The 21,120-nt window shown below is 40.8% G+C and carries 13 protein-coding genes; 4 read left to right on the forward strand and 9 right to left on the reverse strand.

From position 1 onward, the window contains the following. Positions 1 to 63: 63 nt before the first annotated feature. Both L2730_RS03440 and L2730_RS03445 read left to right on the forward strand, forming a co-directional pair. Entirely contained in the window at positions 64 to 7,548 is a 7,485-nt protein-coding gene (locus L2730_RS03440) for a sacsin N-terminal ATP-binding-like domain-containing protein (RefSeq protein ID WP_248973317.1), read from the forward strand. Between the two features lie 16 nt (positions 7,549 to 7,564). Then, positions 7,565 to 10,246 (forward strand): DEAD/DEAH box helicase, encoded by a 2,682-nt coding sequence (locus L2730_RS03445; RefSeq protein WP_248973318.1) that lies wholly within the window; start codon positions 7,565 to 7,567, stop codon positions 10,244 to 10,246. A gap of 18 nt (positions 10,247 to 10,264) precedes the next feature. Here the strand turns inward: L2730_RS03445 and L2730_RS03450 are convergent, their stop codons facing one another. Then, positions 10,265 to 10,582, reverse strand: coding sequence for a helix-turn-helix domain-containing protein (locus tag L2730_RS03450; RefSeq protein WP_248973319.1), 318 nt, complete (start codon positions 10,580 to 10,582; stop codon positions 10,265 to 10,267). Positions 10,583 to 10,802: 220 nt separating this feature from the next. On the opposite strand from L2730_RS03450, the gene L2730_RS03455 reads away from it, so the two are divergent. Both L2730_RS03455 and L2730_RS22035 read left to right on the forward strand, forming a co-directional pair. Continuing rightward, the gene (locus L2730_RS03455; protein ID WP_248973320.1) at positions 10,803 to 11,327 is read left to right on the forward strand and encodes a hypothetical protein; all 525 of its coding nucleotides are present in this window, start codon (positions 10,803 to 10,805) and stop codon (positions 11,325 to 11,327) included. A gap of 4 nt (positions 11,328 to 11,331) precedes the next feature. Beyond that, positions 11,332 to 12,726, forward strand: coding sequence for a DEAD/DEAH box helicase (locus tag L2730_RS22035; protein ID WP_248973321.1), 1,395 nt, complete (start codon positions 11,332 to 11,334; stop codon positions 12,724 to 12,726). A 2-nt stretch (positions 12,727 to 12,728) separates the two neighbouring features. On the opposite strand, the gene L2730_RS03465 is transcribed toward L2730_RS22035, so the two are convergent. From L2730_RS03465 to cobT, 8 genes are all read right to left on the reverse strand, one after another. After that, positions 12,729 to 13,721 (reverse strand): TniB family NTP-binding protein, encoded by a 993-nt coding sequence (locus L2730_RS03465; protein ID WP_248973322.1) that lies wholly within the window; start codon positions 13,719 to 13,721, stop codon positions 12,729 to 12,731. Next, positions 13,721 to 15,565 carry a transposase family protein gene (locus tag L2730_RS03470; protein ID WP_248973323.1) on the reverse strand — a complete coding sequence of 615 codons (1,845 nt, stop codon included), beginning with the start codon at positions 15,563 to 15,565 and terminating at the stop codon, positions 13,721 to 13,723. Before L2730_RS03470 ends, L2730_RS03465 begins: the two co-directional genes overlap by 1 nt. Next, entirely contained in the window at positions 15,565 to 16,194 is a 630-nt protein-coding gene (locus L2730_RS03475) for a TnsA endonuclease N-terminal domain-containing protein (RefSeq protein ID WP_248973324.1), read from the reverse strand. Before L2730_RS03475 ends, L2730_RS03470 begins: the two co-directional genes overlap by 1 nt. Positions 16,195 to 16,415: 221 nt before the next feature. Continuing rightward, positions 16,416 to 17,057, reverse strand: coding sequence for a cob(I)yrinic acid a,c-diamide adenosyltransferase (gene cobO / locus L2730_RS03480; protein WP_248973325.1), 642 nt, complete (start codon positions 17,055 to 17,057; stop codon positions 16,416 to 16,418). Positions 17,058 to 17,107: 50 nt separating this feature from the next. Then, positions 17,108 to 18,664, reverse strand: coding sequence for a cobyric acid synthase (locus L2730_RS03485; protein WP_248973591.1), 1,557 nt, complete (start codon positions 18,662 to 18,664; stop codon positions 17,108 to 17,110). Between the two features lie 64 nt (positions 18,665 to 18,728). Next, positions 18,729 to 19,280, reverse strand: a complete 552-nt coding sequence (gene cobU, locus L2730_RS03490; protein ID WP_248973326.1) for a bifunctional adenosylcobinamide kinase/adenosylcobinamide-phosphate guanylyltransferase — start codon at positions 19,278 to 19,280, stop codon at positions 18,729 to 18,731. Continuing rightward, positions 19,277 to 20,056, reverse strand: coding sequence for an adenosylcobinamide-GDP ribazoletransferase (locus tag L2730_RS03495; RefSeq protein ID WP_248973327.1), 780 nt, complete (start codon positions 20,054 to 20,056; stop codon positions 19,277 to 19,279). The genes cobU and L2730_RS03495 overlap by 4 nt, the downstream gene beginning before the upstream one ends. Beyond that, positions 20,056 to 21,084, reverse strand: coding sequence for a nicotinate-nucleotide--dimethylbenzimidazole phosphoribosyltransferase (gene cobT, locus L2730_RS03500; protein WP_248973328.1), 1,029 nt, complete (start codon positions 21,082 to 21,084; stop codon positions 20,056 to 20,058). Before cobT ends, L2730_RS03495 begins: the two co-directional genes overlap by 1 nt. Between the last annotated feature and the right edge of the window lie 36 nt (positions 21,085 to 21,120).

Consider the following 21,120-nt stretch of genomic DNA (forward strand, 5'->3'; position numbering starts at 1 on the left):
AGATAGAAAGACAGCAATCTTTGAATATCTTTTAATAATTAAATTTTAATAAACAGAGGTAACATGTCTCTTTTACACGATCCACTTAGTGATATTGAGTTAATTGCGAATAACCTGAGAGATCGTTATAAGAGCGGGTTCCCCATATTAAAAGAGATGGTTCAAAATGCAGATGATGCTAAAGCTAATAACCTGGTTATTGGCTGGCATCCCGGTATTAATTCAGCCTCACACCCCCTTCTTAAAGACCCTGCCATATTTATCGTAAATGATGCTGAATTAACAGAGGCTGATGTAAAAGGGATTCGGACTCTTGGCTTAGGTTCAAAAGCGAGTGATGCCAACGCTGTAGGCAAATTTGGCTTAGGTATGAAGAGTTTATTTCACTTTGGTGAGCTTTACTTTTTTATTGGTAGTGATTGGGAGGAATATAGTGGTCCTTATCCAAAAGCTGATATTTTGAACCCATGGGATTTTGAGAGACCTCAGTGGAAGAGCTTTTCAAACCAAGATAAAAAAAGAATTCAAGAAGAGCTAAGCGCGATCACTGATAATTTTGAAAGTGACGCGTATAAGTTCATCGTTTGGATTCCTTTACGCTCAACATCCATTTCGCAACAGCGTGGTGAGAGTGCGACCAACTTCATTCGGAGTAGTGAAGATTATGGAATGGAAGTACCTGATTTTTTACTCGCTCCTAATTTAGCTAGTCAACTAGGCAAGCTACTGCCAATGTTAAAGTGTTTACGTTCAATTAAAGGGGCTACTTTTTCCCCCTCAAGTAAAACTCTAACAACACATTTCACTATTGAAATCGAACCTTCATCTGAACGTATACAATTTCCAAACTTGGAAGGAGAAATTCAGTGGCAAGGCTCAATAAATCTCAATACCCTCGAAGAAGGTTTTCGTTCTAAAGTTAGCTACGTAGGTACAGAGGCCGTTCTTCAGTCAAGTGCATTGAGTGACTTAAAACAAAATGAGTTCTGGCCTATTACTCGAGGGAGGAATGACGCCGGAGAAGAAGTAGTAAACCCCGATAAAACTCAGCCACACTCTGCTGCGATATTATTGACAAAACCCACCGAACAAAAAGCTAAATTTACTGTTGGGTGGGCGGTTTTCCTCCCCCTGGGAGAGCAAGATACAGCAGAAGAAAAGCAAGTGTTTGAGATTGATATCGATGGTGGGATGAGTTTCGATATATTGTTACATGGTTACTTTTTTATTGACGCTGGTAGAGTCGGCATACACGGACGTAAATCGATAGGTGATCAAAAGCCTTTGATTGTTGATTCAGAAGATTCGGCAACCCAGGAATGGAATCGTTTGGTTGCCAATGAGGGGACGCTTCCTAGGCTTCTTTCTTCAGTAAGTTTGGCATCGCCAAAATTGACGCAACTGCAGGTCGAAGAGTTGTCACGAGGAATTCGTGAGTTCTTGAAAGATAGTATAGGTATATCTTGTCATTATCATGTTACTTCTGCACATCAGTGGGTTTATCAAGTTTCTAAAGAGTCTAGACGCTGGAACTTGGTTTGTTCTTCGCTACCAATCAGAAAGCTACCTAAACCAAAGTCGGATGAGTATGAAAGAATTTGGAACACATTCCCTAGCTTATTTTCTATCCGAGATGAGTTTGTGTTTATTGATGACAGCAAGTCAAACATTATCTCACTAAAAGATGCTAATTGGCAGGATGATGAGTTAGTTGATCTTTTTAATTCAGTGGAAACTGATGTTTTTGAATCTCAGAAATTACTGAGCTATTTAAACACATTCTTGCGGAGTGTCCCTGTTTACTCCGAACGCTGCCAAGTGGCACTTATCAGAATAACTCAATCAGCTTTCAAAAAAACACCATTGGTAGAACTATCCAAGAATCAAAGTGCAATACGCGAGTTTGTTAGCCTTATTCGTCCTATTTATCGTTGGGCTGTTAAGGTCGAGAAAAGTGAGCAACCTCTATGGAATATGTATTCATCGGTTGATACAAGTAAGTTATTTATCCCTGCTTTCCTTGATACTGGTGATAGCACTAAGGCTCTCGACTTTGATGATGCTGATAGATTACTTGCTCAATTGGGTAAGCAAGAGTTGAATGATAGGCAACTATCTAAAGCAACAGAATCGATTCTTGCATCCTTCAATGGAAGTGAAAAAGATAGGTTATTTCAGCGTCATGATAGCTTGAAGCTATTTGGAGCTTACGAGGCCGGAAACAATACACCTTATCGTGAGTCGATACATAACCTGAAACGTCTATTACAGAGAAAGCGCTTATTTTGTCGAGCTAGCTTGAATTCAGGGTCATTTATTCATGGAGGCCATCTGCGAGAGGCTTTATCTGATTCCACGCTGGTATTTATTAGTGACAAAGTAAATCAACAATTATTTGGCGGGAAAGTTCAACCTTGTGAAATTCGACCAGTTCTTGATTTACTGTCAACTAGGCCATTACTAAAATCCCCCAAAGCAAGAGCCAATTTAATATCTAAGTTAGAGATCACAGACCACCTAAGCTCTGAGCAACGTTTATCTATTCGTTATTTGATTCATGGCCGTCAAGAAGATACCAATACTTCAACGACTCTTTGGTCTGTTGGTGGAGACGATGCGGTATGGTCAAGGATTCATAAAGCTTCGCTGAGTAACGAGCAACGCTGGACAATTATCCCACATGAATTGTCCAATGTTCTTAAGTTGAATCCTCAAGAAAAGAAAGTAGTTAACCTTGAGGAAGTTAATGCAACGACCGTAGTTGATAATTTAGGTGATGATATACAGTACATTGACTTTTCTGAGGTAATTAATACTCAGAATGAAGCTGAAGAAGTCCTCCAACGAATTGAAAATAGCGATACTTGGAGAGCACTGCCGCTACATAGAACACGAACAGGTGAATTTCATCCCATAATATCCCATTGTTTTTTAGAGACTAGCATTGAGCTGCCAGAAGAGTTAGAAAATGAAGTTGTTTGGATTCGTCCTGCAATATCAAAAGCTGTTCAAACTCAGCAAAAGGAAAATGTTCAGCAGTTGGATGCCTGCAAAGCAATAGAGTTAGCACTATCTCAAGATACTCCATCGCAGCACCAGAACTTCATTCTTGAAAAACTTGATACATTGAACTCACTAAAGCCAATAGCTGAAAAGCTTAGAACAGTACCTTGGTTAGTCGCTGGTAAGTTTTCGGTTTCTCCAAATATGGTACTACTCGCTGATAAAGACACATGGCGTGTCACCCATAGGTTAAGCCAAATTAGCAATAGCCTCTATTTTGCTGCGTATCTTGATCTTTTTAAAGATTCTCGTTTTGATCTTATCAAAGATCTATTCATTTCTAATCTGAGTGATATTGCTTATCTGGCTATAGAATCAGCGGCCAAATTGCCTGACTTTTTCATTGGACGGGGAAACGTTACCAACGATGTCTTAAAACAGGCTCTCCAATACAAAACCCTTTTTGAAAATGCTGAGCTTTATGGGTGGGAGCTTATTATTGAGTGTTTTTCACTTACTGATGAGGCGAGTTTAAATTTAGATTGCATAGTAGGTTTACAGCACGACATTGTTAACTCTAGTCAGCTTATTGGTTTACATGAACGTTTAGTAAAAGAAGCTTCAAGCGCAAGCGTCATTTCAAAACTTAGGCATACACTTCTGAGTATGATTTCGAACACTAGCTCACAAAACAAGCATCTTGAGCAATTAACGTTGCGTACGCAAAGCGACGAATTTGCCTCTAGTCAACAGCTATGTCATGGAGTCGCTGGTGTTGCAAACTCAGCCCTTCTTCATGATGATGATTATGAAGCAATAAAACATGCGCTTCCAAATAGTAATGTATCTGAGTTGGTTGTTCCTACGGAGCTGGACAGTATTCAATATTCAGATCTAGACCCAAATTTAATGGCTGCGTCAACGACTGTGGTTGAAGATTACTTCGCTGATTGGGAACCACATATCACCAATAAAACTGCTTTGGCTGCTGTTCTTGCTTTAATGTCAGGGACACCAGGAATAAAGAAGATCTGTGAAGATTACTTAGGTCAGCGCACTTACAGTAACTTTATCAAAGAAATTGGGAAAAACTGGGTACATGAACAGGAAACACTGCTTGCTCGAGTTCCTGAAACATTAGAAAAATTCGTGTCGTTAGTAAAATTTGATGTTAAGCCAGTCATCGGCAAAACGACAACGGTTACATCAATTTTAAATCAGCAAATCAAGGTGAAACTTGAGACAGATAATGAATCCATTTTTGTATGGGACACAACGCGTCTATTTTATTCCGAACCAATCTCTATAGAGGTTCGTAAGATAGCTGTTGCTGAAATGGATGAAACTCAGTTACTTACAGTTTTAAAAAATAGTGCAGAATTATTTCTAGCTAAAGTATATCGACAAAATTTAACGTTGGACCATATCTGGGATGAATTTTCTGGTGCGGAGCAACTCGATATCAGAGCAGCAAAACTGACAGTGATGGATGGAATTGTCCATCAGTTGAAAGAGCTTCAGCTGAAAGACATTGAAATGTCCAAGCTACTGAAAGAGTATGATCAATTAGTTACGTCCGCAGCAGAGAGCAACCAAAATGTAGGCGGTGATGAAAGAAGATCTATTCTGGAGAAGATCTGTAATCAGGTAGAGACAAATAACGTAAAGAGTCAGGTGTTGGATGCGGTAAAGCAAAAAATTGAGCAAGCACAGTACCATGCTCATAGTGTCCCATTTGAGTTGTTTCAAAATGCTGATGATGCAGTTGTCGAGTTGCGTAAACTTGGTATTGATGATGTAGATTCCGATCACCGAGGTATATTTAGGGTCAAAGCAACCAAAGATAAGATAACTTTTTTCAACTGGGGACGAGAGGTCAACCAGTACCGCACATCTAGCAGTAATATTGATGGTAGCGAGTTTGGCTTTAAGACTGACTTACAGAAAATGATTGTAAGAAACCAGTCTGACAAAGGTGCTACCACTACTGGTAAGTTTGGCTTAGGGTTTAAGAGTTGCCTGCTCGTGACGGATACGCCACACATTGTGTCGGGACGATTGGCCGTTCAAATAGAAGGCGGTCTTCTACCATCACTCAGCAATGATCACGAGTACTTATTCCAGCTGGCCAAAGATGAAAAGCTACAATCTGGTCTTCGCCCAACAGTAATTTCACTAACGCTTAGAGAGGGCATCGGCTCTAATGAAGTGTTAAGTCGTTTTAAAAAACAAGCGGGTTTACTGACAATATTTTCCAAGCGCATTCGTACAATAGAACTTGATGAGGATATTTTTCAATGGAAACCAATACATAGCAGGCTAATTGACGGTGTTACTTTAGGTGTGACTCGTATACCCACTAAGAAAAGAAACTCTGAAGTTAGGGTTGTTGTCGTGAGCACTGAATCAGGTTGTTTTGTTTTTGGCCTCGGAGATAAGGGGTTAAAGCCTCTCAATCCAAACCTACCTAAGCTCTGGAACCTATCCCCACTGATGGGTGATTTTAACCTTGGTTTTGCTATTAATGCAGCGTTTGAAGTTGATATTGGGCGTAATCAATTAGCAATATCGTCTCAAATAAATGGAAGTTTGTTTGAGCATCTTGGTAAAGAGTTAAATAAGTTTCTATCGAAACTCTATTTTCAATGCAATTCAGATTGGGAAGCACTCAAGGTCGAGTGGGGGCTCCAAGAAGACTTAGAGGTTACAGCTTTCTGGGAGAGCGTTTGGAATGCGTTACATTTTGGGAGCGTATCTAAGGCTAGACAACCTGGTGAAGAGGATATTGATAATTACGCAAATTACACAAACAGTCTCTTCACTACTAAAGGTGGAATCTTATCTTTCTATGATTCTTACCAGGCGTTCCCTATTGGTTTGAAGGGAAGTAAGACTAAATTAGTTTGTTTAGCCTCTGTTTCTTATCGTACAGGAGAGCTACTCGATAGTATGCTCAAGTATGTAGCAAAACTGCCTGTAATGGTTGTTCTACTAGAGGCCCAGCAAATTGTTGGATTTGATAATGGTAAATCTCTGTTGGCCCTTGGCAAGGAAATATCTACCCTAGAGCTTGGGACCCTCATTGAGAAAACGCTGGACAATAACTTTTTATCCCCTGTAGATGCGGAAACCCTTCGTCACGTATTCGACTCTAATTTTGATTCAAAATTAAAGAAAAGCAAAGCAACACAAGAGCAAGTAGATGAATTCAGAGGCCAGCTCAACAATTTAAGCGTACTAGCTGAAAATGGATCTCACCGCTCAATTAATGAGACATTGATTAATCAGCCTAATAAGCCTAATGCGGATGAGGCTATGATTATCGAGTTTGCTCCGAGCGAATACATAGCTTCCCTCCAATATAAGAGCTCAACTGAACTGTTAGAATTATGCCGGAGAGACGTAACTCCGTATGACATACAAAAACTATTTCATTGGGTCTGCCGAGGAGATATTGCAGCTAATGCGGACAAGCAGCAATCAGTGTGTCGGTATCTAGTAGAAGGAAGCTATGGTGAAGCTCTTGCTGAAAAAATTAAGCTATCGTCATCACCACGCTGGCTTTTAGGTATCGATATACATCAACTAAAAAGTTGGGGCTGGGATAAAAAACAGATAGATTTGTTTATAAATGTTCGAATGGTAACCGATCTTGAAAGGTATAACCGTGTAAATGAGCAGCTAAAAGTTGAAGGTAAGGCTACATTTTCAGCTGAAGAAGCCTTGATGAATGTCTTTGATTGGTGGGAAGATAATAAAGGTGAGCTATTACCGCAATACGAACGGGAAATGTATCCTGAGGGGATATTTACCTGGGATTTAATATTGAAAGATGATCTCAACGACCCTAATACTGCCAAAGCTTGGCTAAAGCTACTTTACTTAGGCTCTTGTCAAACAATAGGCAGAACCAGAGAGAGACAGCATAAAGGCGCTATAGCCTTGTTTGAAAGAAAGGGTTGGTGGGATGTCTTTATTAATACTGAAAAAACTAATGCACAAGCTTGGTTTGAAGTTATTGATCAGTATTTGGATGACTCTATTAACGATGAAGAGTATAGAAATTGGCTACAATTACTCCCCATTTACCGCCTTTCAAGGGATTTAGAAGACTATGTAGAGCTACTCTACAGTTCAGAACAATTCTTAGAAAATTTAGATGACTTCTTAAGGCCGGGGTCAAGCTCTAAACTTGATGGAAGCGGGATGGCTGTTCCAGAGCTTAAAGCAACACTGGGAATCGGAACCAATTTTGTATTCCGAGAACTGATTAGAAATAAGGTATTTGATGTCGAAAACCTAAAACGCTTCAGTTATGTGCCATCACTAAAAGTGAGAGAGTTCTTTGCCAAGCTTGGCTGTAATTTAGATGACAACACTTGGTCACCATATCAATCTGCTGAAATTTACGATTTTATTGAAGAGCACATAGGCGAAGATTTCGTGACATTTTCTGACTGTTTTGATATTCCCTTTAGAATTCTAATGAGCGATAAATATCGAGACCTTCGAGAAAAATTATTAGGTATTGGCTATAGTGAGTAACCGAGGAATCGAAGTGATGACATTGGAAACAGGTTGTTTAGTTACCCACGAAAAGTTTGGTGCTGGTACGGTAGAATTTGATAAAGGGGTAAGTGCCTTAGTTCGATTTGAACATGGCATAGAAGATTGCCTGGTGGCTGAGCTTAAGCCTTTAAAAGATATCCAGCAGTCTCTTGAGTCAGCCAATCTTGATAACTTAAGGGAAGTTATTGCAAAAAGTCAGGCGCTCACGATTCGCTCAATTAATGATAGTTGGGGGGTATTTTCAAAGTCTAGAATCTCTTTACTACCCCACCAGTTATGGGTTTGCCATAAAACACTGAGTGAGTGGCCAGTAAATAAGTTAATAGCTGATGATGTAGGACTTGGTAAAACTATCGAAGCTGGGCTTATTCTATGGCCGCTAATTGCAAAAAAACGGGTTCGACGGCTATTAGTACTTACTCCCGCATCACTAGTCGAGCAATGGCAACAGCGCCTCAGGGAGATGTTTGATATTCGTTTAACTTTATATACCCCTTCGACAGATACCAAAACAACCGATTACTGGAACACCCACCATAAAGTTGTCGCCTCACTACCTACCTTGAGAAAAGATCTGCACGACCGCCACGAAAGAATGCTGGAAGCTGAAGACTGGGATCTTTTGATAATAGATGAAGCACATCATTTGAATAACCAGGAACAAGAGGGTGCCACACAAGGGTATAGGTTTGTCGAAAAGCTAATTGAAAACGATAAGTTTAAATCCAAATTATTTTTTACCGCGACCCCTCACAGAGGAAAGGATTTTGGCTTTTTCGCACTAATGAAATTATTAAGACCTGAACTATTTGATCCTCGTGCAGATTTAAATCTACAGCGTCAACATCTTAACCAGTTAGTTATCAGAAATAATAAACAGCTAGTTACCGACATGAATGGAAAGAAGCTGTTTAAGGAAGTGAAAGTTACCGCTAAAACCTACTCATTTACACCAGAAGAGCAACGATTCTATGATCAAGTCACCGCTTTTATCATGTCTGGGCAAGCATATGCTTCTTCCTTAAACCAAAGCCAACAACGAACTGTTCAGCTGGTTTTGATTGCCATGCAAAAGTTGGCAGCTAGCTCTGTTGCAGCAATTAAAGCAGCAATTAAGGGCCGAATAGGTAGGTTAGCCCTAAGTAAAAAACGTCTCGTTGAACTAGAGAAAGAGCTCTCCTCCAGAAGTAAAACTTTAACTGATTATGAGAAAGATACGAGTAATCCAGAGTTAGATGATAGATATGTCGCTTTGGAGGCCGAGTTCGCAGAAACCCAGATAAAAGTATTACTCATGGAAGATGAGCTTCCTAGGCTAAAAGAACTTTTAGAGTTAGCAAACGACGTTACTTCTGAAACAAAAATAGAATCCATAATTGATGTCTTGGAAAATGAATTCAAAGACAGAACAGTTGTCTTTTTTACAGAGTATAAATCAACCCAGGCTCTTCTTCTCAACAAACTACATGAAAACTTTGGTCACAATACTGTCAGCTTCATCAATGGTGATGGCCGCCTAGATGGAGTCGTAGATAAGAATGGCAATGTGTTCTCTTTGAACATGAACAGATATGATGCCGCAAAACAATTTAATCAGGGAAAAGTCAGATTCATAATTTGTACTGAAGCTGGCGGCGAAGGAATTGATCTCCAAGATAAATGCCACTCTATGATCCATGTGGATCTTCCCTGGAACCCGATGCGATTGCATCAGCGTGTTGGACGATTAAATCGCTATGGTCAAACCGAACAAGTAGAGGTCATCACCTTAAGGAACCCTGACACTGTTGAGTCGAGAATTTGGAATTTATTAAACGATAAAATCGAAAATGTAATGCGCGCCCTGGGTTCAGCAATGGATGAGCCTGAAGATTTGATGCAGTTGATTCTAGGAATGACTGACGCAAGAGTATTTAACGAACTGTTTTCAGGTGGCGTTGGAAAGAATAGCGAAAAACTTAGTAAGTGGTTTGATTCTAAAGCGGGAACATTTGGGGGACAATCGGCCATCAAAACTGTAAAAAGCCTTGTTGGGCACGCTGATAAGTTTGAATACGACAACTTAGCCGAAGTTCCAAGGTTAGACTTAAATGACTTATCGCAGTTTTTTGAAAGTATGCTAAAGCTTAATCACCATCGAATGGAAGTTAATGATGAAGGACTTATAAGCTTTAAAACCCCAAAAAACTGGATAACGTCTTACGGGGTTAAGCGAAAATATGACAAACTACTTTTTGACCGCTCCGATAAAAGAGAGGCCGTGGATATTTTGGGCGTAGGACATCCCATCGTAGAGAACGCTTTAAACCAGGCTGAAAACTTTGAGGCCATAGTTGCAGCTTCAACGCACTTAACTTCGCCTCTATTTGTATATCAAATAAGAGATCAACTGACTGGCTCAAGCGGCAATATCTCATCCCTGATGATTGGTGCTCAGTTAGTCGGAAGTGATATCGAGATTCTAGATAGTGAGCAACTTCTCAGGCTCCTCAACGATTTAAATGCGAATATGCCTAAGTCAAAAGAGGTGTTTGTTGATTCGCATGCCCCTAAAGAAGATATCCTTGCTATGCAATCAACTATTGAAGAGGCGTTAGCACTAAAAGTAACCGAGATCGGGGCAATGTATAGACTTCCACAATATAAACTAGTCACACTGATATTATGTTCATAAGCTCTGGTGGAATGGTTATTACAGAACAGTATTTGTTACCTTTTTAACTAAATCAGCCTTCTCTTCTTCTGTCATCTTTTCAAGCAAGCACAGCAATTCAGCTGTGCTTTCTGACTCACAAAAAAAGTAAGCAACAGGCACACCTAACTCATCGGCCATCGCTTTTAGCGTCGCATAATCAGGTGTATGCTTACCTTTCTCGTAATGATTCATGCGTGCGCTCGCCGTACCAGGTTCCATTCCTAACTGAATGCCCAGTTGCTTTTGGCTGATGCCCAGCGCTGTTCTTGCCTGCTTAAGCCTAAGCGGCAGTGGATTGATCTGCTTTTCTGACACGAGTTCATTATTGTCTGATCCTAGATAACTTAGATTGTCTTAGTTTTTTCACTTAAGGTATACTAAGGAATCCTTAGCCTTTTAGGTTGCATTGTCAAGTTTTAACCAAATTCGATTAGGCCTGAACAGATCAGAGGACAAATAGTTAGAGGAAATTAATTATAGAAACGTCACGGATTGGCTCATTAGATATTGAAAACATTAGTAATTGGCAAATACCATGACTCAGTCAACAATCCGAATAAACAAATTACTTATCAAGTTACTGAAAAGTAAAAGTCTGACTCAATTTTCTGCAATTGAGCTAAAAAAAATGTATGTAGAAGAGCTACCTGACACAAAAAACAAAGATGCTAGCCAATTAGTGCATAGAACATTGAACAAACTATGTAACGCTAACTTCATTCAAAAAAAAATTGATGGCAAAAAGGTATTATTTATCAAAACTCCCATGTTTGATGAAAGCCGCCTCTATGCAAGTATGCCACGCAAACAAGTCTCAAAAGAGCCTATTGTTAACGACAACGCTCCTAAGTTACAAAAACTTAAAACTACGCTTAACCAATACCAAATTGATCTGCTGGGCCATATTGGTGAAGCAGAAGAGTTCAAACGGCTATTCAATGAATTCCCTGAAACGAAAACGAGCTTATATTCCCGCTATATGCATGCGCGCAACCAAAGCTCATCAATGGTTGGTAAAATTAAAGCCGTAGAAGCCTGTATCAACACGCTAGAGAGTTAATATCGTGAAGTTAAGACAATGGCAGCACGATTGCGTTAAAAAGGCACTAGTATCCTACCAAACACAAAACCACTTTATGTGCTTGGCCACTCCAGGAGCGGGCAAGACTGTAATGGCAGCCGAGTTGGCGGCTAGATTAATTACTATGGGGAAAGTTGATTTTGTTTTATGTTTCTCACCATCCTCCGAAGTAAACGAAAGTATAAGAGCCAGCTTCTCACGACGACTACTCAAGCGTTTCGATGGATTAATGGGAGCTATCGGAGGTGTTTATACTTATCAGTCCATGTCCTCATTAACGCCTGAATTTTGGCAACTTCTTCATAGTCACAATGTCTTTGTCATTATGGATGAAGTGCATCACTTAAAAGGCACTGAACTCTGTAATGCCAACGCCTGGGGTGAGGAGGTACTACTCAACATTCAAAACCGAGCTTGCTATACATTGGCTTTATCTGGCACTCCATGGCGGTCTGATGCTGCACCTATAGTACTTTCCAGATTTACTGAACCCGATAACACCATACATTGTGATTTTGTCTATGGTCTAAAACAAGCTGTAGCCGATGACGTATGTCGTAAACCCAATATCGCGCTCATTGATAATGACAAAATAAGATTAGATGATGATCTAGAGTCAGAAACGTTTTCATCTATTGCTGAGTTATTAAAAGGGTCTGGATTCAGCTATAAGGCATTAATTAATAATCAACAGGTGATGCATTACATGCTGAGCCAAGGTATTAAAAAACTAGAACAAATACGGCAAGAAAATCCCTTAGCTGGCGGGCTGATTGTTGCTTCGTCAATCAAACATGCCAAACAGCTGTACCAAATTCTTGTTGCTGATTTTAATCAAACAGCCTGTCTAGTAACTTCTAAGTTGAAGCATCCTTCACACACTATTGAAGCCTTTAGACAGAACGATACTCAATGGATAGTGAGTGTTGGTATGATCTCAGAAGGGACAGATATTCCACGGCTGCAGGTATGTTGTCACCTAAGTAGCATCAAAACCGAAATGCATTATCGCCAAGTATTAGGCCGTATATTAAGAATCACTTCCACAGCGGTTCAACAAGCTTGGTTATTTACCTTAGCTGAAGCTAGCCTTACTGAGTTTGCTTATAGGATCGATCAAGATTTACCGGAAAACTCAGTGATTGTTGAACAAACTGAGTCGAAAGAATTAAATTTGGCACTATCGAATAACTCAAGTTCAACCGAACTTAATCATGACAATAGCACTAACCTGCAAATCTCAGGTTTATCGCTATTAACCAAATTCAACATGCAACAACAAACTCAAACATCTGTTATTGAACAAGAAAACAACTACAACCTGGCCTTACTAGGCGGATATAAAGAGCAAATTGTAAGAATATTTGATACTCATTAACATTAATAAATGTATTCAAACACCCTATCAATAATTTCATCTTTCTCTTCTAGAGCATTTGGGTTATACCTTGAAGGGATTGATAGCACTGGAATAGGAATTTCCTTAAACTTTATAGTAAATGGGTTTGAACTTAAGTGTTCACAACCTAGTTTCTCAAAAGTTTCAGCAAGTATTTTTCTACTTATAGTAGGTTCTTCATTCAGAAGCGCCATTTTACAAGCTTCATATAGAAAAACCATGAGTTGCCTAAACTCCCCTCGACAAACAGCAAAGAGTGCACGAGTTAATTCTTTGCTATGCAAAACCGGACGCGTATCAAATGACATTCTTTTTGAAAAGCCAACCAAAAGCAATCTAAAGTGTTCACGATCTTCTTTACGTATATAACTAAAATATTCCAAGTGCTTCCTACGCCGAAGTCTAGACCCCCATTCAGAATCATTAATTATATCTTTCATCCAAGGCATTCCTACTAATACAATCGGTATATTTGCTTCTTCACTAATAAATTTTAGTGCACTCGTAATTATCTGGATCTCTTGGTAACTTTTAAACTTAATTAAATCATGAAATTCATTAATGATAAGTAATTCAACATTAGCTGCTGTTAAATTTCGCACCACTTTTTTGGTCAAGTCGGTTTTCATCCCACGTTTTTTTTGGTGACATCCAAAAGTATCTAAATCTGACAATATTTGTACTAAAGTATTTTCTAACCCCTTATTACTCGAAATATTTGTAATGAGCACAGGAACATCTGAATGCCTAAAGCTACTATTAGCATTCACCCTTCGCCGATACTCTTGGATCAAACGTGTTTTACCTGACCCTGTTTCACCAGTAAGCATCATACATTGAGGATCTGATTGATAATCTCTATTGAATCTTAGATCATCAAAATCTTCAAAAGTTTCTGACACTATTGGTAATTCAATAAAGCAAAGCCCAAACTCTTTAAGTGCAGTGTCCTGTTGAAGCGTCAATCTAGTCATCAATATCCTTCCAAATCCATATCCCAATCATCATCTTCCATTTCTGCCTCTACTTGATTGCAGCTAATTGACTTCTGCGGTTCACTTTCTGGGAGGGCTATTGTGGATTTACCTGTTGAGCTAATATCAGCTAATTGAGCTTTCTTCTTAACTCCAGAGAGCTTGGCTTTAATTTTAGATTCATTAAAGAGTTCTTGCTCTTGCTGTACTCGAGCATGGATTGCCATTCGGGCTTTAGCTAAACCTAGATTGTTCTTACTCTCGCGTATTGTTTCACGATTAATTTTCTTAATTACTTTATGTTCGTGAAGGCTCAAACCATTGGCATACCCAGTAGTATCAGTACAAGGTACTTTGAGGTAGCCCCCTAACTCCTCTAGGTAAACATGGATACTGGAGAGATCATCAGGGTCTATCTTAATCAGTTTTTTTATAGAGTCTTTAGTTTGCGGATAGTGCTTACGATAATCAGCCAATGCCGTTGAGTCATACATCAACTCTTCATATTTAAAACCATTTCGAGTTAACGTTCTTTCATCAGTGATCCCCATCAGCACATTGAAACGCTCTTCATCTTCCACTTCCATCTGTAACGGTGGATATATATCGAAACCATGCTGCCACTGCTTTATTGGAATACGCGTGTCACGAGAGTCTGAATCTTGATGGTAAATATCAACAATCCAACGATGAAACTCCTCGACAAATACTGAAAAACGCATAATGGCGTCTTTTTCAGGTTTGTAGTCCTCTTTTTCTAGAATATTTGAGAACGTTTTCCCAGGTAGTTCAGTTAAAAAATATTGGTTAATCATGCCAAAGAAACGCTCAACAAACGGCTTTAACCATGGCTTACGAACCGGGTTATATTGAATATTTATGCCAGCCTCTTTACAAGCATGGTCTAAACTCTTTGACCAAAACTCAGCTCCATTATCAACAACCAAGGTTTCAAATTTTCCATAACAAGGCCAATCGTTTTGAAGCTCTATTCCGATATTACCCAGCGTTTTAGGCTTTATGGCATGCACAATTGCTTTAGCCGCTGAAACATAAGATGGAGCTTTATAGCTCAAATGAAAACCTAAAACACAATTACTAAAGACGTCAACGATTAAAGTCAGGTAAGGCCTTCCGAGGGGAATAAGTAATTCATCGTCGAGAAGAATTAAATCGAGTGGCGTATGATCTATTTCAACTCGCTCTAAAATCCGAGTGGGCGGTATATGAGAAGAGCAATAGGCGAACCATTGATCAGCTTTGAACTTACCATGCCTAGCGACAGCTATTGGGTAAGGTGGTAGTGACTTTATTCTCTGATTGAAGGCTGTATAGGAAATAATAGGTATCTTCCCATCGACAATTGTTTCATTCTCAATGGTGATGGCATCTTTATAGTACTGGTAGGCAGTTGTCACTTTCGGTCTTTTGGCATCTAGAAAACGAGATAATGCTCGCTCAAAAAATACCTCGTCGCCTTCCACTCGTTTCTTTCGGTTGCCCATTTTATGGCGCTTAACAACCAAAGAAGCTAAATCACCATTACTATCGATATAACTCTTACGCCAACGAACTACCGTTCGCCAGTTGGGACGTTTATCTACATTATCGACAAACAACTTATCGAGGATTGGGTTTAGTTTGTTTTGCGTCCAGCCACCTGAGTTTTCCTGCTCGATAAAACTAATTAGTTTGTATTTATCGAGCGCTTTTTCTTTAAGGAAGTCAGGGAAAGTATCAAGATCACGCTTAACTAACACTGAATCTTCTAACTTGACGTATTGAGCTGGAGCATCAGGCTTTTTGGCAGACGTAGACTCTGTGAATTCATCTTCAAAGTCCATTATGCATGACACCAAACAGATGGATTGCAAGTTAGGTCATCTTGACTTAGATCAGCCTCTAATAAGCCTTTATTTATTAGCGAATAGAGAAACGAGCGAGTTTCACCGACTGAAAGCGCATATTCATCGGCAACATCATCCAGCTGGATTTTTCCTGAATTTTGAATCAACTGTAGCAATTCACGCTGAATATCACTCACAACATAGATGCCAGAATATCGGTGCAATAATTTGAGATTATTTAAGATTGGGTTTACACGAATTTGCTTATCTGTAACAAGTATAAGCTCAGTGCCGAGTGCCTGAGCAGCCTCTTTCTTAGCGACAAACTTTGCTTTAAAAATAGGGTCGAATGTCTTGCTATAAGGTTTATATTCATGAAACTTTGTCGTCCCATCAATGTAGTGAAGTAACGCGTCCGGCGTATAAGGTAATCTTTTACCCTCAAAACAGTAATAAAACCCTTTGGGTTGGCTGCCAAAAGTCTCGATTGTCTCATTATATTCATGGTGGAAACATGCATCGAACTCCAATGTGCTCTCACACATTATCGTTTCGCTCACTTTTGCACTCGCGAATTTAAAGACGTTTTTATTGGGCGAAGGCTTACGTAAATTTCGAATATACATGCGCAAAACTCGAGCAACTTAAGTACACTTAGTGTACAGTTGCTCGATATTTTGTCAAATTTGTCAGGGTATGCTTTAATTTAAAGCCTAAACAATTGATTTATATGAAGTTGAATTATGTAGTTAAAATACAAAACATCATTTTATGTCAAACTATGCTTTAAATTTGTCAGACTATGGTTATCTTATGTCAATGTATGCTTTCAGCGACAGGAAGAAATTTAGTAGTCGAAGCCGGGCTGGGCTTTTATACCAGCCTCAAACGCATGCTTTATCGGCTGCACTTCACTCACAGTATCGGCTATTTCGACAATCGCTCGATGACACGCTCGCCCAGTTACAATCACATGCTGCATCTTAGGACGGTTTTCTAACGCCTTAATCACACGCTCCACATCTAGGTAATGGTAGCTCACCATGTAAGTTAGCTCGTCTAACATGACCAAATCTAAGCTCTCATCTTGCAGTAGCTTCTCGGCAGCATCCCAAGCTTTTACTGCTGCTGCAGTATCTTTTTCGCGGTCTTGGGTTTCCCAAGTAAATCCTGTACCCATGACATGAAAATCGACTCCAGCGCCTTCAAGTAGCGTGCGCTCACCACACTCCCAGTTGCCTTTAATAAACTGCACTACAGCAGCTTTTTTACCATGACCAACAGCGCGTGCTACAGTACCAAAACCCGATGTAGACTTACCTTTACCATTACCTGTTAACACAAGAAGAATACCTTTCTCTTCTGTTGCTCTGGCAATCTTGGCATCAACGCCTTCTTTGACTCGTTGTTGGCGCGCTTTATGGCGCTCAGCTTTTACTGCTTCTGCTGATTTGCTCTCGCCATTGTCAGCTTGCTTTGAATCACTCATTACATATCCTTGTGCGTAGGGTTATTTGTGCATTTATATTCGCACATCATTTAAATCGATTTTTTCCATATATCAGTTAACGTGTCGACATCTAAGTGCAGCTCAAGCACGTCAGCTAAGCGGTCCAACTGTTGCTCTCGAATTTGGTCGACATCAATACTATTAGCATCTTGCATTCCCGCCCATTGCAGCAACAATTGGCAGGCCTGCGGTGAGTCAAATAGGCCATGCATGTAAGTACCAAAAATTTGATTATCAGCAGATAACATACCTTCACTCTGCCAACGCTTTACCGCTGTAGACTCATTTTGCAGGTTCTCTTTGGTGCGTCGTGTTAGGGTTAATGGCTGTTCCAATTTCATCAGCGAGTTAGAGCGGCCACAATGAATTTCATAACCTTTAACCTCAGTTTGTTTCCCTAGCAGCGACAGTACGCCCTCGACTTGCAACAACACCTTGTCGCTGGTAAGTTCCGTGACCACAGGCAATAAACCTAAGCCTTCACTGCTTCCGGCGTTATCTTCAATACCTTCGGGATCATCAATCAGGTGCCCAAGCATTTGATAACCGCCGCAGATCCCAAGTACCTTACCGCCATAGCGCAGATGCTTTTCGATCTCTTTATCCCAGCCTTGCTCACGAATAAAATCCAGATCGGCGCGAACATTTTTACTACCAGGGATAATAATCAAATCCGCTGGCGGCAAACTAGAATGACTCTGTTGGCCTGTGCCTTGCGCATGCTTCTGGGATTGAGTTTGCAATGACACATAATCAAATTCGATTTGAGGATTGAGCCTTAGTGGGTCAAAGTCTGTATGGTTACTAATACGAGGTAATACCAACACCAGCACCTTAAGTTTAGTGTTAGTCGATTTATCTGGCGCAGCGATCAGGGCATCTTCAGCATCCAAATGCAGGTCATGTAGATAGGGCAATACCGCTAATACTGGCTTTTGGGTATAGGATTCTAACCAGTCTAAACCTGACTGCAGTAAGCTGATATCGCCGCGAAAACGGTTAATCACAAAGCCCTTTACTCGTGCTTGTTCTGACTCGCTTAATAGTGCCAACGTACCGACTAAGTGCGCGAAGACACCGCCTTTGTCGATATCAGCAATAATGATAACGGGGCAGTCGACCTCTTCAGCAAAGCCCATGTTGGCAATATCTCCCTCTCGCAGGTTGACCTCTGCAGGGCTACCAGCACCTTCAACAAACAGCATTTGATATTCATCGCTCAAACGCTTGAATGACTCTTTAACTGCAGCCATCGCTTTAACGCGATAACCTTGAGCATTTTTACCAAAGTAATCTTCAGCTTCCATTTTCATCAACGCTTTACCGTGGACGATAACTTGCGAGCCAGTATCTGAACTAGGCTTTAATAAAATGGGGTTAAAGTCGATTTGCGGTTCAAGATAACAAGCCACGGCTTGCAAAGCTTGGGCGCGACCAATTTCGCCACCATCAATAGTGACCGCGCTATTAAGCGCCATGTTCTGCGGTTTAAAAGGAGCGACTTTATAACCTTGGCGAACAAACAAGCGGCACAAACCAGCAACCAAGGTACTTTTACCAGCATCCGAGGTTGTACCTTGTACCATCAACACCTTAGCGGGCTTTCTATGATTTTTGTTTTTGCTTTCTAAAGTCGACAAAACGATTCTCCTAACCTTTAAGTCTCAAAGGTAAGCCCGCTGTAACCAAAGTCACTCTGTCAGCAATTGCAGCTATATCTTGATGTAGCCAACCTGCTTCATCCACAAAGCGGCGACTGATCTCTCCCATTGGTACAACACCGCAGCCGACTTCATTACTGACCAAAATGATCTCGCCAGGTAACTCGGCGATGGTCTGTAAAAACTCGGCTTTTGTAACTTGCCAATTATCTGTTGCTTGCAGCAAATGGTTGGTTAACCACAAGGTTAAGCAATCAACCAGTACTAGGCTGCTTTGCTGCACATTACGCTTTAATGCAGCGGACAGAGCGAGTGGAGATTCAATTGTGCACCAATCAATGGCTTCTTTTTGCCGTTTAGATTGATGCTGTACGATACGTGCTGCCATCTCAGTGTCTAATGCCTCTGCAGTCGCAAAGTAAAGACACTCTAACTGACGGCTTCCTTTTTTGTTTTTATTATCAGACACACGTTGCATCACTTGTGATTCAGCAAAACTACTCTTACCACTGCGCGCGCCACCAAGTACTAAATGGATCACCAAGACGCTCCTACAATGAGTAGTAACAAGTAACAAACGACTTCGGCAATTTGCTGAGTCGCCCCAAGCGTATCACCGGTGTAGCCGCCAATTTGTTTGTTAAACCACCGCGCTAATGCAATCCGTACAATCAATAGACCCGAGATAAGCACTAAAGCTTGCACAAATGATATTAGCAATAACGAAATTACCGCTGTAGCCAGTAAAATCGACAGTTCGTTAATACTTTGCTGCATTGCCAGCGGCTTACTTTTACTGCTGGCATCATCGGAAACATACTGCTCAGAAAAGATAAGGCTCGATGCAACTACACGGCTTAAGGTATGGCCAACAATTAGTGCGAGACTAACGCTACTGGGATCAAAAAGCGCCAACTCACTGAGCAGTTGCCATTTGAGCAATAAACACAACAGCAACGCTAACGCGCCATAACTGCCGAGGCGAGAGTCTTTCATGATGCTAAGCTTAGCTTCAACCGTCCAACCACCACCTAAACCGTCAGCAGTATCAGCCAAACCATCTTCATGAAATCCGCCAGTTAATAACACGCTAGCAATCATGGCAAAGATAATCGCAATACTTGGCGACACCCAAGGAAGCATTAAGCTATAAACTAAAGCGCTGAGCACGCCAATAAGCGTGCCCACCAAACCAAAATAGCGGCTGGCCTGATTCAGCTTATCAGCATCGACTTCAATCCATTTGGGCATTGGGATCCGTGTAAAGAACCCCATTGCGATAAAAAACAGATTGAGCTGTTGCCGCCAAGGTGCCATTAGATCTCTATCCCTGCGTCTTCAAAGCTTGCCATCTCGTTGTAAAAATTGACCGCAGCTTGAATTAACGGAAATGCTAGGGCTGCGCCCGTGCCTTCACCGAGTTTCAAGCCCAGATTCAGTAAGGGTTTGGCTTGCATAAATTCAAGCATTAAGTAATGCCCTTTCTCATCTGACAGATGAGAGAAAATCATATAGTCACGGCAATCGACATTAATACTTATCGCCACTAGCGCTGCAGCCGATGCAATAAAACCATCAATGACCACTAACATGCCGCGCTCAGCGGCAGCGAGAATAGCCCCTGTCATCTGCACAATTTCAAAGCCACCAATGCAAGCTAAAATCTGCATAGGATCATCAAGCTCACTGTGGTGCAACAATATAGCTTGCTCTACCAACATCTGTTTACGCTTAAATGTGGCAGCATCGATTCCCGTGCCGCGGCCAACACAATCGGTTGCAGGGATCCCAGTTAACACCGACATAATCGCTGCAGCAGAAGAGGTATTGCCTATCCCCATTTCACCGAGGGCTATCAGGTTGCAGCCATTTTGGTGATGTTGCTGAATGCGAGCTGCCGCCATCTCGAAACCTTGCTTTACCGCTCCAAGTGTCATCGCAGCACGTTTATGAATGGGGCCAGTGCCAGCGCCTAAACGCTGATCAATAACACCACTCTCACTTTCAAAGGGCTGTAAAACACCACAATCTATCACTTCAAGTTCTAAGCCAACTTGGCGGGTAAATACGTTTATTGCCGCCCCGCCCGCCATGAAATTCCTGACCATTTGCGCTGTAACTTCACTCGGCGCTATTGATACACCAGAATCCGCAATACCATGATCAGCGGCAAAGACCATCATTTTTGGATTATTGATTTGTGGGTTGTCTTTACCTAAAACTTTTGCAATTTGCAGCGCGAGTCCTTCTAGATCGCCAAGCGCGCCTAGTGGTTTAGTTTTTGTATCAATTTTCTGTTGAATTGCTTCATCAAACTCTGAACCCAATGGCTTTATATTAAACATCTAACCTTTTGCTCCCAACATCCCAAAAGGGATAAA

The organism is Shewanella kaireitica (assembly GCF_023284045.1).
GTDB lineage: Bacteria > Pseudomonadota > Gammaproteobacteria > Enterobacterales > Shewanellaceae > Shewanella > Shewanella kaireitica.

Coding starts and splice junctions, on each gene's coding strand:
- L2730_RS03440 (WP_248973317.1), top strand. CDS start 64: ATGTCTCTTTTACACGATCCACTTAGTGATATTGAGTTAATTGCGAAT.
- L2730_RS03465 (WP_248973322.1), bottom strand. CDS start 13,721: ATGACTAGATTGACGCTTCAACAGGACACTGCACTTAAAGAGTTTGGG.
- L2730_RS03475 (WP_248973324.1), bottom strand. CDS start 16,194: ATGTATATTCGAAATTTACGTAAGCCTTCGCCCAATAAAAACGTCTTT.
- cobT (WP_248973328.1), bottom strand. CDS start 21,084: ATGTTTAATATAAAGCCATTGGGTTCAGAGTTTGATGAAGCAATTCAA.
- L2730_RS03470 (WP_248973323.1), bottom strand. CDS start 15,565: ATGGACTTTGAAGATGAATTCACAGAGTCTACGTCTGCCAAAAAGCCT.
- L2730_RS03445 (WP_248973318.1), top strand. CDS start 7,565: ATGACATTGGAAACAGGTTGTTTAGTTACCCACGAAAAGTTTGGTGCT.
- L2730_RS03495 (WP_248973327.1), bottom strand. CDS start 20,056: ATGGCACCTTGGCGGCAACAGCTCAATCTGTTTTTTATCGCAATGGGG.
- L2730_RS03455 (WP_248973320.1), top strand. CDS start 10,803: ATGACTCAGTCAACAATCCGAATAAACAAATTACTTATCAAGTTACTG.
- cobO (WP_248973325.1), bottom strand. CDS start 17,057: ATGAGTGATTCAAAGCAAGCTGACAATGGCGAGAGCAAATCAGCAGAA.
- L2730_RS03485 (WP_248973591.1), bottom strand. CDS start 18,664: ATGGTACAAGGTACAACCTCGGATGCTGGTAAAAGTACCTTGGTTGCT.